General features: G+C 60.0%; 11 protein-coding genes. 1 reads left to right on the top strand and 10 read right to left on the bottom strand.

What is annotated here, in order from left to right; all coding sequences use genetic code 11:
- Positions 1–22: 22 nt before the first annotated feature.
- From U0023_RS24920 to U0023_RS24895, 6 genes are all read right to left on the bottom strand, one after another.
- Positions 23–892 carry an inositol monophosphatase family protein gene (locus tag U0023_RS24920; RefSeq protein WP_009492136.1) on the bottom strand — a complete coding sequence of 290 codons (870 nt, stop codon included), beginning with the start codon at positions 890–892 and terminating at the stop codon, positions 23–25.
- Positions 893–992: 100 nt separating this feature from the next.
- A complete protein-coding gene (locus U0023_RS24915) occupies positions 993–2,144 on the bottom strand; it encodes an ABC transporter substrate-binding protein (protein ID WP_009492135.1) in 1,152 nt (383 codons plus the stop codon).
- A 94-nt stretch (positions 2,145–2,238) separates the two neighbouring features.
- The gene (locus U0023_RS24910) at positions 2,239–3,375 is read right to left on the bottom strand and encodes an ABC transporter ATP-binding protein (RefSeq protein ID WP_009492134.1); all 1,137 of its coding nucleotides are present in this window, start codon (positions 3,373–3,375) and stop codon (positions 2,239–2,241) included.
- Positions 3,375–5,234, bottom strand: a complete 1,860-nt coding sequence (locus tag U0023_RS24905; RefSeq protein WP_009492133.1) for an ABC transporter permease — start codon at positions 5,232–5,234, stop codon at positions 3,375–3,377. The genes U0023_RS24910 and U0023_RS24905 overlap by 1 nt, the downstream gene beginning before the upstream one ends.
- A gap of 455 nt (positions 5,235–5,689) precedes the next feature.
- Positions 5,690–6,625, bottom strand: a complete 936-nt coding sequence (locus tag U0023_RS24900; RefSeq protein ID WP_245272948.1) for an inositol monophosphatase family protein — start codon at positions 6,623–6,625, stop codon at positions 5,690–5,692.
- Positions 6,562–7,152 (bottom strand): protein-tyrosine phosphatase family protein, encoded by a 591-nt coding sequence (locus U0023_RS24895; protein ID WP_407667437.1) that lies wholly within the window; start codon positions 7,150–7,152, stop codon positions 6,562–6,564. The genes U0023_RS24900 and U0023_RS24895 overlap by 64 nt, the downstream gene beginning before the upstream one ends.
- A 694-nt stretch (positions 7,153–7,846) precedes the next feature.
- Here U0023_RS24895 and U0023_RS24890 point away from each other — a divergent pair.
- Positions 7,847–8,362: a carbohydrate ABC transporter permease gene (locus U0023_RS24890; protein WP_009492130.1), complete on the top strand. Its 516-nt coding sequence runs from the start codon at positions 7,847–7,849 to the stop codon at positions 8,360–8,362.
- Positions 8,363–8,420: 58 nt separating this feature from the next.
- Here the strand turns inward: U0023_RS24890 and U0023_RS24885 are convergent, their stop codons facing one another.
- From U0023_RS24885 to U0023_RS24870, 4 genes are all read right to left on the bottom strand, one after another.
- Complete coding sequence (locus tag U0023_RS24885; protein WP_009492129.1) at positions 8,421–9,587, bottom strand: N-acetylneuraminate epimerase; 1,167 nt, start codon at positions 9,585–9,587, stop codon at positions 8,421–8,423.
- Positions 9,588–9,768: 181 nt separating this feature from the next.
- The gene (locus U0023_RS24880; protein WP_009492128.1) at positions 9,769–10,737 is read right to left on the bottom strand and encodes an ABC transporter ATP-binding protein; all 969 of its coding nucleotides are present in this window, start codon (positions 10,735–10,737) and stop codon (positions 9,769–9,771) included.
- 2 nt (positions 10,738–10,739) lie between these two features.
- Entirely contained in the window at positions 10,740–11,750 is a 1,011-nt protein-coding gene (locus U0023_RS24875) for an ABC transporter ATP-binding protein (RefSeq protein ID WP_009492127.1), read from the bottom strand.
- Between the two features lie 4 nt (positions 11,751–11,754).
- Positions 11,755–12,672, bottom strand: coding sequence for a dihydrodipicolinate synthase family protein (locus U0023_RS24870; protein WP_009492125.1), 918 nt, complete (start codon positions 12,670–12,672; stop codon positions 11,755–11,757).
- Positions 12,673–12,677 lie beyond the last annotated feature (5 nt).

Genomic DNA, 12,677 nt, shown 5'->3' with positions numbered 1-12,677 from the left:
CGTCACAGGAGGGTCGGGTCCTTCATGCCTTGGCGGCCGATACGCGCGGGCCAGATGAAAGTGTCCGCCGCCTTTCCGAAATTCTTTTTGCGATGCCGGTCAGTGTCGGGTAGTTCCCGCCCTCGCCAATAGCCACATAACCTGGGCAGGCATAATCCTTCGCGGCCTCATCAACCTTTCCGAGCGTGAGCGGGAGATAGGTTCCGCGCGCCTGTCGGAGGATCAGGATCGCAGCCGTGACGTCCCAGGGATTGACTCCGAAGCCTGCCGCCGCATCCACCCATCCGGCCGCTACATGAGCGATACTGAGCGCCGCGCTGCCGGGGCGCCTGACGGTCGAGAACGTCTCGATCAGGAGGCCAATGTCGTCGAGAGACTGCCGCTTCCCGTCGAGGCGAAAGTCGCGGGTCATGGGGTATCCGGTGATGAGTGTCGCGTGCTGCTCGTGTGGCACCGCTTGCGAGACGATGCGGCGACCGTTGAGATAAGCGCCGTCAAGATCAGCCGTGAACAGGTTGTCGGAAATCGGATCGTAGACGACGCCCGCCGCGATTTCACCCTCGACGACGGCCGCAATGGATACACACCAAAAGGCAAGTCCGCGTGCGAAATTGGAGGTGCCGTCGATTGGATCGACATACCATTGAATAGAGCCGCTACCGACGCTGCCACCTTCCTCGCCGAGCAGGACGGAATCCGGAACTTCGCGCATGATGAATGCAGTGATTGCTTCTTCCGAGCGCTTGTCGTGCTCTGTCACCACGTCATGAAGATCGACCTTGTAGTCGACCGCAATGGTCGAGCGGAAAGCTTCACGCAACGGATCGCGGACTTCCAGCGCGGCCCGCTGGGCGACACTGAGGAGGCGGGACGATTCCCTTGAGACTGTCATACGGACACCGTGATGGAAAGTGGAGCGCCGATCCCGGCACAAGAAGCCGCCGGAGAGCCCACGAGCCTGTCCGGCCGCGCCCTCACCGGCGCTGAACGACTTACTTTTTGTAGTTTACCTGCCAAAAGTCCTGCCAGTCCTGACGGCTATCCCAATCGCTAAGGCCAGTGGATGCATCGTATTGGAAGAGCCGATCCGCGACATCGCCGACCCTGGACGGTTCGTCCTCCGGGAGTTTGATGTCGGTATTGGTCGGCATCTTGCCGTCCTGCATCTGCGGGGCAATTCCCTCGGGTGTGAGGAGATAGTGAATGAACAGCTTTGCGGCATTGGGGCTCTTGGTCTTCTGTGCGATCAGTCCGAGCTTGGTGTAGGTCCAGCCGACCCAGGGCTTGAGGTCTGTGCACAGACCAAGCTTATATCCCTTGTCGACATTATCCCGGAACTTGGCCGAACTCACGAGGCCGAAGAACGGGGCCTTCTGTCCGGGCGCACCGATGGCCTCGGAAATGGGATCGTCCCCATCCGTGACGAGCGGCGCGTTTGCCGCAAAAGCCTTGAGCCACGCCGCGGTGGCGCTCGCCTCCTTAGTCGTCAAATCCTTGCCAAAATACGCCTTATAGGCGGCCGCCACCTCGGCATCCCCATGTTGGGCCATCTGGTTGAACCAGTCCGTGTAGCTGCCCTTGGTGAGCGGATCGATGAACGCGACCTTCCCCTTCCACTTGGGTTCTGTCATCTCCCAAAGGTTCGTGACCGGACACTTGTCGTAAACTTCCGTGTTGTAGGCCCACACATTGGCGTTCGTCGAAATGGCGAGCGGCTTCTGGAACTGAGCAGGGATCTTATTCGCCATCTCCGGTGGCACCCAGCTCTCCACGAAGCCCTGCGGCATCAACTGCGCAAGAGCGGCGGGCGTGTCGGTGATCAGGACCACGTCGCCCTGGACATTGCCGGCTCGCCCTTCCCGGACGATCATCTCAAGCTGACTATTGGCCGAGACTTTCATGCCAGTGGCCTTCAGACCATATTTCTTGCTGAACCCCGTGGCGATCTCGACGATCTTCCCGGTGCTATCGTAGACGTTGATCGGACTTTCTTTCTTGGCCGCTGCGATGAGCGCCTCGAGGCCGGTGTCCTGGGCAACCGCCGTAGGGATCGACGCCAGCAGCAGAAGCGCCGCGAGACCAGCAGTGGGAAATGCCGCGCTCGTTTGCCTCCGGCACTCGACCTCGGAATGGAACTTCATCATCGTTTCTCTCCCTTTTGTCGTTCGCTTTTGCTGGGATGATGCGGTGCAGAGCCATCCTCGCTCGCACCGCACCAGTGGTCTGACGCCTCAGTTCCTATTGCGTCGGAAAGCGGCGGCGGACGTTGCTGTCGAAGGCGGCCACGCGTTGTCCCTTGGTGTCGAAGACATGCAAGGCACCTGGCTTCGTCCAGAAATGCACCTTCGTTCCCACATCGACCTCCGGCGCCTCGTGCATCGTCATGAAAAGTGGATCGCCCTCCCCGGCAAGTTCGAGGATCCAGCTGCCGCCGGTCGGTAGGATTCCGGTCACATCGACAAGGCCGCTGAAGCTTCCCTCGGGCACCTCGTCCGGTGACGAGGCTAGGCGGAGTGCTTCGGGCCGGATCCCGATGGAACCGATGCTCTCTGGGCCCGAGTGCCACCGGGCCAGATACCGGCGGGCCGCTCCGGCCAGTCCGGAGCCGTCTGTGTCTTCGATATTCAAGATGTTGATCGGAGGACCACCGACGAACTCCGCCACAAAGCGGTTCGCAGGCCGGTCGTAAATCTCGTTCGGCGTGCCGAGTTGCTGGAGCGTGCCCTGGTTCATCACGGCGATCTTGGTCGCAAGCGTCATGGCTTCCCACTGGTCATGCGTCACGAACACAATTGTGGTGTTGAACTCTCGATGAATCCGCTTCAGCTCCGCTCGCATTTCCAGCCGCAGCCTTGCGTCGAGGTTCGACAAGGGCTCGTCGAGCAGCAGGATGCCGGGATTGACGGCGAGCATCCGGGCGAGAGCCACGCGCTGCTGCTGTCCGCCAGATAATTGCGATGGATACCGGTGACGGTATTTCTCGATGTCGAGGGCACGCATCACTCGCTCGACCTGCGCCTCCCGCTCGGCCTTTGGCACCTTGCGCAGGCGCAGTCCGAAATCCGTGTTGTGCTCAATGGTCAGATGCGGCCAGAGCGCGTAGCTCTGAAAGACGAGCCCCATCTCCCGCTTCTCGGGCGGTACAAAGACGCCCTGGCGGACGGAGTCCACGATGCGATCGCCAATCCGAATCTCTCCGTCTGAGAGGTTTTCGAGACCGGCAATCATGCGCAGGGTCGTCGTCTTTCCGCAGCCCGAGGGCCCGAGCAGGCACATGAACGCCCCGTCGCTGATCTCAAGATCGAGATTCGAGACGGCGTTCGCCGAGTTGCTTCCATAGCTTTTTTGCGCGTCGCGCAGGGTAATTGTCGGCATCAGCCTCCGAGTCCTTCTGCGAGGTTGGTCCTGGTCAGTTTTTGCGCCGCGAGCGTGCCCGTATAGGCGATGCCCGCGACAATCAGCACCACGGCGTTTGCGGCCTGCGTGTAGTGATAGTCCACAAGGCGCATTGAGAAGGTCGTCAGAACGTCGGTGCTCGGCACCGCGAGAACCACAAAGAGGCTGAGGCCCTTAATCCCCGAGATGAAAGGCAGCAGGATTCCGGTGACCAGCGATCCCTTCTGGATAGGAATGACCACCGTTAGCATGCGCCTAAACCATCCTGCGCCTGCGACCTGTGCGGCTTCCTCCGGATCCCTCCCAAGCTGCATCATGGCCGAGACGCCGGCGCGAGATGCATAGGGCATCTGGTCGGCCATAAGGGCCAGCATGAGGATTGCGGACGTTCCGTACAGAGCAGGAATTGGACCACGCTGTACCGCGAACAGCGACAGATACGCCGTCGCGAAGGCGATGCCGGGAACGAGGTAGGGAAGGAATGTGACCTGACGCAGGAAAGTCGCAAGCGGCCGGAACGATGTGCGCACCGTCACGTATCCTACAAGGAGTCCAAGAAGCCCGGACGCAATCGAGGCCAAGCCGACGATCCACAGCGTATTCCAGGCGGCTCTCCAGAGATCCGAGCTCAGGAGGATCCCGGTCCGAAGAGCGACACTGTCCAGATCCCGTCCAATCCAGTAGTCCAGGGTAAAATTGTCGAACGCGAAGCGGCCTGGCACTTCCATGATCGTGGAGAGGAATAGGGTCAGGAGCGGCAGTCCGACGCTCAGTATGAAAACGGTTGCGGCAAACAGCGTCGCGACGACCCGGAGCCGGCCGAGGTGTGTCAGGCGATTCATCGTACCCTTGGAGCCGACAGTGACGAACCGGCGAGCTTCCTTGACGAGCTTGGCGTCGATCAGCAGCGTGATGATGCCGATCAACATGATGGCTCCCGCGAGAACCGCCGCGACCCCGCTCTGCCGCGATGAAATGCTCCGGAAGAGTGACGTCGAGAGCACCTCGAACTTTACCGGCAGGCCGAGAACGTAAGGTACGCCGAACTCGCCGAGGCACTTTGCGAAGATGAGCACCATGGCGGAGAGCAGCGCTGGCCGCATGAGCGGCAGGATGATCCGCCACGCGACCTGATATTGCCGGGCGCCGAGGATGCGGGCCGAGTCCTCAAGCTGGGAGTCAAAGCGCCGCAGGGCGCTGCCGAACAGCAGGATGATAAACGGCGTATAGTGCAGCGCGAGGACAACGGTGATTGGAAACTGCCCGTAAGCCAGCCAATTGGGTGGGGCGAAACCCAGTGCCTCGATCCATCCCGGCTGCCCGCCGACCGTGCGGTTCTTGAACAAGGTGGTCCAGGCGAGCGCGAAGGTCCACGCCGGCAACATGTAGGGGACGATGAGCGCTGTAGCGAACCACTTTCGCCCAAGCATGTCGGTTCGGCTGATAAGCCATGCCAGCGGTGTTCCGACCAGGAACGAGAGCACGATTGCGCCGAGCGACACGGAAAGGGTATTCAGCAACGGAGTCCAGAACAGCGTAGGCGAGATAGGAGCCAGAAAGACTCTGTTGAGATAATAGAGGGTGAGCTCGCCGAAGTGCCTGCCGACCCGTCTCTCGTCACCGAACTGTACATGGACAGCATCAGTCAACATGGAACCGATCGGCACGACAACCAGATAGGCGAACAGCAACGCAGTCAGGATGCCGATGACGGTCGTCGGCTCCCTCAGGGAGATTTTGAGCCTGTAGCGTAAACGCTGGTAGGCCGTGGGCTGCGACGGGGTTTTTCTGCCACTCACAAAAGAGGCATCTCTTGCCGTTGAATTAAGCGGTCGCATGTCGCGCTACCATCGAGCTTAGGGCAAACTCCAGTGATTGCAGTGCTCCCGTGACCTCGCTTCCGTCTTGGGAGACATTACTGGAATGGTGACACCCGGCCCAGCAGGTTGGCGCTGCACTCGACCGTGGAATCGGATCGTTTGACCCGATAGCATTGCGATGCCTCACATCTTCCTCCCGTGATGGCCGCGACTTGTACATTTCTGCAGATGGGCAGCTGCCAGGTTTGTCCGGTTCGCTCACGCGATCCAGTCCCGGTCTTTTGCTTCATCGCCGCGAGCCGGCAGCGATGATTGCGTTCGAATGAGTGTCTTGATCGTCTGCGGTTGAACAGAAGCTCCAACTAAACCAAGGACATTTGTATTAAACCACGCGATGCACACCTGTGCAACAGGGATGACGACTGTGACTTCTTATTCAGACCATGCTCTGTTCTTCTGTCACTGAAGTTGTTTTAGAGTCTTGGTGGAGGTCCGCTTGATGAGACAACGCCGGTCAGGCGAACTAAGCGCTCTCGAAGTCCCGGCGTGCAGCCGAGCACGCCATTTCCGTTGCGTAGGCCGTCATTGGCCAGGAAGTCGTTCACCCAGCCGCCGGCCTCCTCGATAAGAAGCAATCCTGCCAGTGCGTCCCACGAATTCATGTGCAGTTCGCAATAGCCGTCCAGCCGCCCGGCCGATACATAGGCCAGAGCTAGAGCGCCCGATCCGCCACGGCGGATGCCCGCCCCATCGCCGAGCAGGCGGCCAATCAAGTCCACGTACTGGCTGAACGGCAACCGGTTCGACCATCCCGCTTCGATGGTTGACGAACCGATTTCCTCCAGCCCGCTGACCCGGATCAGCTCCCCGTTGAGGGTCGCCCCTCTGCCCCGCTCGGCGACGAACATCTCGTCAGCCATTGGATCGTAGATGATGCCGATTTGCGTCTGACCGCCTCGAACATAGGCGAGCGAAATGCAGAACTGCGAAATGCCACGCACGAAATTGGCTGTCCCGTCGACGGGATCGACGACCCAAACATTGTTGTCGAAGGAGCCGCCTCCCTCTTCGCCAAAGAATGAGTCTTCGGGAAAGCTCTCGAGCAGCCTCAAACGCAACAGGGCTTCAACCTCGGCATCGACCGCTGAGAGATAGTCCTGGTGCCCCTTGAGATTGATGCTGGAGAGACCTGGCCGTCCATTGAAGCGGCGCCGCGCGAGGGAGCCTGCCTCACGCGCTGCCGCGCACGCGACCGGCAGCCTGAGACCAATCTCGCCGGGTACGGCGTGGGAGGCTAGGTCGAAAACCTGGCCAGCGGACTTGACGAACATAATGAATTTCCTGCTTATTTGTGGGAAATCGCGAGCTTCGGCACTGGATGCTTCTCCTGCTCGATCCGGCGGACCCATGTTGCCGCGTGCCGGGCAGCCTCGATCAGCATCGGCTTTGGCGTTTCCATCCACTCGCTCGGGTGTAGCTCGCGGGCGACTCGGAGATGGTCGATCGCTGCGTCGAGAGTGGGGAATTGGTCAGGCATCTGAATGTGAATGTATAAGGCGGCCAGGATCACAGACCTGCTCCGCCCGCCGCGGCAGTGCAGCAGGACATTACCGCGTCGACGATGCGGGTAAGTGTAGCGGTCGGGCAGCTGCTGATGCAGGGCGCCGTCGAGCAGGTAGTAACCAGCGAGCAGCATCGTGTCTGGATTGCCCGCATCATCAATGAGGCCCAGCTTGTAGTTCCGGATAGGACCGTGCGGGGAGGCAACGTCAGAAGCTTCAACCCCGGCGGCATAATTGATATCGAGGTTGACGGCGCAATTGAGCACAATAGCGATATCGTTGCGCTCGAGGAGGGACTTGTCCGCTGCGGCCGCGGCACCTCCGACGAACAGTTTGATTCCGAAGGGAGGCAGCTCATCCACGATGAGGCTCATCGACGGGCGCTTGAACTTAAATGGACTCGTCATGGGAGATTGTGATCCTCGGACTTTAGGGGTGCGAGCCAGGGGAAGCGAACCAGCTGAAAGACCCCAGGTGTTCCGTCTCAGCTGGGACTGGTCTCGACCGCGGACGGTAAATGCCCCTACCGGGAAGCCGCTCGATGAAGATCGCGCTGGTGCCGCCGGGCTCGTCATTCCGTTACATCCTTCCCATGACCGGAGGTCGGCCAAAAAGCGTTTCCCCATCGCGTCCGACATTCGGGTGCTCTCATCCGGTCTAGCCGGATGGGCGGTCAGTTCGCTGGGCTTCCCATCAAATGGGTGAAGCACGGATAATTTTGCACACGTGTGCAAAGGTTGCAAGAGGTCTTGCGGCCGCAAAGTTGACTTAGGGCATCAATGTTTGAACTGGCTCTGATGTGGGCTTCTCGACCACGTATGGCTTGGGCGATTGTTCCTTGATAAGGGCTTGGCGGCCTGTCCCCTAAGCTCCGTGCTCGTGAAACGGCCCGACAGCTGAGCGCCCAGTCCGCCCCTGAGCTGGAGGATATCGGCGTTTCCGGGAGCGACATCATGCACGTCGCGCACAACGTCCGCTTCATCTCTTCCGTCTGGACAACTCGGTCACCGGATCCGGATCGTCCCTGGGGTTGCAGTAACCCTGCTCTTCCTGTTCCCGGTCTTTTGGATGGTTCTGACCTCCTTCAAGCAGCAGGTTGATATCTTTACCAGTCCGCCGAAGTTCTTCTTCACGCCAACCGTCTCCACTTATGTGGAGTACTTCCGGCGAGCCGACATTGAGCGGCGCCTGATTAATACCCTCATCGTAGCCGCAGGGTCAGGCCTTCTGTCGATCGTGGTCGGGACGATGGCGGGCTACGCGCTCGCCCGCATCCGGCTTCGTGGAGCGGCAACCTTTGGAGTCCTCATTCTCCTGTCGCGGGGTGTTCCGCCCATAGCCCTCGCGGTACCCATGTTTCTGGTGGCACGGCAACTAGGCCTGACGGATAAGCACATCACGCTTATCCTGGCCTATAGCACCTTCCTTGTTCCATATGTCATGTGGCTGATGCGTAGCTTCTTTCTTTCTCTGCCACGGGAGCTTGAGGAATCCGCGATGATTGATGGCTGTTCGCGATATGGAGCGTTCTTTAAGATTATCATGCCAATTTCCTTACCTGGCCTTATCTCAACGCTGATCTAAGGCCCGGCAAAAGCAGCGATCCAATACAGGCATCAGCCCGTCAGGGACCAAACGCTGTCTAATCTTCGATCGTGACAGCTTTTCCGTCCCACTTCAGCAGGAACGCATCTGGTCGAGCAGAACCTCGTTCATCTTCTCCACCGACGATCAACACGCCGTCAGGTGTACTGAACGATGCGCCATAGGCGAGCCCAACCGGAAGTTGGCCTATCTGGGCCCACTTTGTACCATTCCAGATGTAAATTTCTTTGCGCCAAGACTTGGTAAGACCGTCATGAGCAAACCAATGGCCGGCCTCAGCACGGGCGCGAGCCCCTGCGAAGTTCGCGCCGCCGGCCACAAGCACGTCGGTCCCAACAGCGCCAGCATATGGGCCGGCTATCCCTTCCTGAAGGACTTCTGGCGAGGGGGCGGGCAGATCTGGGCCTTGCTCCCATTCGACACTGTCACTGGTGATCTTGATCGCTTTGGTGTTAGGGGTGCGAAGCCCGGGTTTGATCTCGCCACTGATGATCAGGAAGGCGCCCTCACCTGTTCGCACAAGGCCGGAATCACAGTTCGGCAGGAACGGATTATCGCCAAGTTCGCTCCAACGACCATCGACGGGATCAAACGCAAGCAATTTGTTGTTCCATCGATATGCCCTAGGTTGCATACTCATGTAAGAGCTAACCAGACGTCCGTATTCCTGCGGATTCTCATCCTTATCGATAGAACTCACGTCAGCCAAATATTTGTCGAAGTGCTCCTTGTTGTATCCTCCGACAATGGCGATCCTGCCGTCAGGGATGCTGAATGCCCTTGCACCTGATAATCCCACCGGAGTCTTTGAATCAACGCTGGCCCATTTGTCAGCGGCTGGGTCATATCTGTAGACGGTATCGAAGATGATCGGAGACTTGGCATCCGGGGTTGGTTTGCCATTGCCGCTGAAGATGAAGATCTGCCCGTTCGAGGTCGCGACTGCTGCGCCATTCGTGGCAGGCCCTGGGAAGGCAGACCGCGTGACCCAACCCTTTGCACGATCCTTAAGATCGAGCGAGTAGAAGGCTGTTCCAGCTGAGCCTAGACCTACATAAATTGTATCGCCGATCTGAGCGGAGATCCCGTTCTTCACTCCGACCGGAAGATCTGGCCAATCAGATCCTGCCGTCGCGACGTTTACGGAAAGACCGATGGCAACGGCGCTGCCGGCCAGCGATCTTGTGAGAGCTTTCGATGTCATGGGCCTCCCTCCTGGTTTTTCTGTGGTGAAAGTCTGGTGAACTGTCTTCTCCCGAAGAAACTCTTGAAATAGCAGGGTCTGCTCTGCAAAAGTCCTGCTTGCACTCGGGACGGCCGCGGGATCGCAGCTCGGGATTGTCTTTATTTCCTCCATGAACCACGTGACCTGACGCAACAATCCGTCACCCGCTGACGTCGCGTCGGATGCAGGCCTTGAAGTGACCAGGGGAGACTTCTTCGAGTGGAGGCACCACCGCCGCACATTGCTCAGCAGCGTGCGGACAACGGGTGCGGAACACACACCCGGAGGGCGGATTGGCGGGGCTGGGGATATCCCCAGTCAGAATCTGCCGCGTACGGGCCTTGGTGGGATCTGGCGACGGGATCGCCGAGAGCAGAGCCCGTGTATAGGGATGACGCGGATCAGCATAGAGCTTCTCGCTCGGCGCAATCTCCATGATGCGCCCCAGGTAGAGAACGATGACCGTATCACAGATGTATTCGACGACCGCCAGGTCGTGCGAGATGAACAGCATCGTCAATCCGAGGCGGATCTGCAGATCACGCAGCAGATTGACGATCTGAGCCTGGATCGAGACGTCGAGCGCCGAAACAGGTTCGTCGGCCACGATCAGCTGGGGTCCGAGTGCCAAGGCTCGCGCGATCCCGATGCGCTGGCGCTGCCCGCCTGAGAATTCATGCGCATAGCGGCCGAAGGCGTCGGCCGGTAGGTCGACTGCAGCGAGAGCGGCCTTCGCGCGTTGCATTCGCTCTTGGCGCGCCCCTACATGCTGGATTTCGAGACCTTCCGTCAGGATTTGCCCGATGGTCATGCGCGGCGACAGGCTCGCGAATGGATCCTGGAAAATGTACTGCATGCTCTTGCGTTGGCGGCGCAGCTGGGCCGCAGAGAGCTTCGTAATGTCGATCCCATTGAAGCGCACCTCGCCGGACGTTGGCTCGATCAAGCGCAGTACAGACCGCCCGATTGTGGTTTTTCCGCTGCCTGACTCGCCTACGAGGCCGACGACCTTTCCGCGTGGTACATCAAAGGAGACGTTCTCGATCGCGCGAACGATGGATCCGCGGGAAAAGCCTGTTGGCTTGAAATGCTTGGTCAGGCCCCTGACCGAGAGCAGCGGCTCCTGCATGTTTAGACCTCCTGCCATCTGATGCAGCGGCTCCTTTGACCAGTGCCTGTATCATACAAGGGTGGAACGTCCGCCCAGCATGCGTCGATGGCATAGGGGCAGCGTGGGGCGAACGAGCAGCCGTTCGGAAGCTGGATGAGGCTCGGTACCGAGCCTGCAATCGTCGGTAGCGGGGTGCCTTGCCGCTTCAATGCGGTCGCTTCTCCCAGCTTCGGGATCGACCGCATCAGCCCTATTGTGTAGGGATGGCGTGGATGTGCAAATACCTCGGCAACGGTGCCCGTCTCGACGATCCGGCCGGCATACATCACCGCCACCCGGTCAGCGATCTCCGCCACCACGCCCAAGTTATGGGTGACGAACAGGATCCCCATGCCCCGCTCCGCCTGCAGCTTCTGCAGGAGGTCGAGGATCTGGGCTTGGATCGTCACGTCGAGCGCGGTGGTCGGCTCATCGGCAATCAGAAGGACCGGATCACAGGCAAGCGCCATCGCGATGGTGGCACGCTGGCGCATGCCGCCTGAGAGTTCGTGCGGATACTGTCTGGCACGCCGCTCGGGATCGGGGATGCCGACATCGGCCAGGAGTTTGATCGCGGCAGCCGCCGCATCCTTGTGGCTGCGACCGAGATGGATGCGCATGGGCTCGGCGATCTGCTCGCCGATTGTATAGACCGGGTTGAGGCTCGTCATGGGCTCCTGGAAGACCATGGCGATGTCATTGCCTCGGATCTGCCGCAGACCCTCGGCATCGAGTTTTGTGAGGTCCTGCGTCAGCCCCGTCTTGCCACGAAACAGGATTGTGCCCTCGGCCACCTGCCCCACGCCTCTGGGGAGAAGCCCCATGACCGACAGGCTGGTGACGGACTTGCCCGATCCAGACTCGCCGACGAGCGCCAGGGTTTCGCCTGGCGCAATCGTCAGATTCAGATCCTGTACGGCGGCGACCGGACGGCCGCCAATGCGAAACACCGTCTTGAGGCCAGAGATATCCAGGATCGGGGCGACATGCATGGCTTCAGCTCGCGAGTCCAGCGGCACGGACGATTTCTTCCACCTGTGCGGCTTCCTCGGCATTGAGGGAGCGCTGAGGCCGGGCCATCGTGTTAGTGGCAATGACCCCGAGGGCGCGCATCGCCGTCTTGAAAGCGCCGACCCCTGCTGAACCTGCACTGGTGCGGGGGAGCGAGACCCAGACCATCTCAAAAAGGCGGCACAGGCGCTCCTGCTCCTTGCGCGCTGCTTCCCAATTCCCCACCTGAGCGTGGTTCCACAGCCGCACATAGCCGTGCGGGTCCACATTCGCGAGGCCCGGGACCACACCATGCGCTCCCATCTGGAGGGCATTGTCGACGACGATCTCAGAACCCGTCATGAGGAAGACGTCGGGCTTGTCCATGAGATCTAGCAGGCAGAACCGGAAGTTGCCGTCGTCGCCACTCGAGTCCTTGAGCCCGGCAATGGTGCCCTCGCGGGCTAGGGTCACCGTTGTCTTGCGGTCCAGCTTGGTGTGAACACAGACCGGAATGTCGTAGGCGATGACGGGTAGATCAATCGCTTCACGCACGTAGCGGAAATGGTCAGCGACCTCCGGCTGGCTCGTGCGGGTATAGAAGGGAGCCGTCACCACCACGGCGTCGACCCCGATCGACTGCGCCGCTCTGGCGTGGCCGATGACCCGGTCGGTCGTCGGATCGATAACACCGGCCAAAACCGGCAGGCGTCCGTTCACCACCTTCACGGTGTGTTCGAGGATCTGGCGCCGGGTTGCCTCATCGTGGAAGATCACCTCACTCGTCGAGCCGAGCACGAAGAGGCCATGCACGCCGCCTGCAATGAGATGTTCCAGAACCTTGGTATAGGAGGGATAGTCGACCTCAAAGTTCTCGGTCAGAGGAGTGACAACGGGAGGAACGACGCCGCGGAGATTGGTCATAGTGA

It is taken from the genome of Microvirga lotononidis (assembly GCF_034627025.1).
GTDB classification, from domain to species: domain Bacteria; phylum Pseudomonadota; class Alphaproteobacteria; order Rhizobiales; family Beijerinckiaceae; genus Microvirga; species Microvirga lotononidis.
Note: the sequence above shows the minus strand (reverse complement) of the source record. Positions and strands in the feature narration are given on the sequence as shown.

Coding starts and splice junctions, on each gene's coding strand:
- U0023_RS24920 (WP_009492136.1), bottom strand. CDS start 892: ATGACAGTCTCAAGGGAATCGTCCCGCCTCCTCAGTGTCGCCCAGCGG.
- U0023_RS24915 (WP_009492135.1), bottom strand. CDS start 2,144: ATGATGAAGTTCCATTCCGAGGTCGAGTGCCGGAGGCAAACGAGCGCG.
- U0023_RS24910 (WP_009492134.1), bottom strand. CDS start 3,375: ATGCCGACAATTACCCTGCGCGACGCGCAAAAAAGCTATGGAAGCAAC.
- U0023_RS24905 (WP_009492133.1), bottom strand. CDS start 5,234: ATGCGACCGCTTAATTCAACGGCAAGAGATGCCTCTTTTGTGAGTGGC.
- U0023_RS24900 (WP_245272948.1), bottom strand. CDS start 6,625: ATGGGTCCGCCGGATCGAGCAGGAGAAGCATCCAGTGCCGAAGCTCGC.
- U0023_RS24895 (WP_407667437.1), bottom strand. CDS start 7,152: ATGAGCCTCATCGTGGATGAGCTGCCTCCCTTCGGAATCAAACTGTTC.
- U0023_RS24890 (WP_009492130.1), top strand. CDS start 7,847: ATGGTTCTGACCTCCTTCAAGCAGCAGGTTGATATCTTTACCAGTCCG.
- U0023_RS24885 (WP_009492129.1), bottom strand. CDS start 9,587: ATGACATCGAAAGCTCTCACAAGATCGCTGGCCGGCAGCGCCGTTGCC.
- U0023_RS24880 (WP_009492128.1), bottom strand. CDS start 10,737: ATGCAGGAGCCGCTGCTCTCGGTCAGGGGCCTGACCAAGCATTTCAAG.
- U0023_RS24875 (WP_009492127.1), bottom strand. CDS start 11,750: ATGCATGTCGCCCCGATCCTGGATATCTCTGGCCTCAAGACGGTGTTT.
- U0023_RS24870 (WP_009492125.1), bottom strand. CDS start 12,672: ATGACCAATCTCCGCGGCGTCGTTCCTCCCGTTGTCACTCCTCTGACC.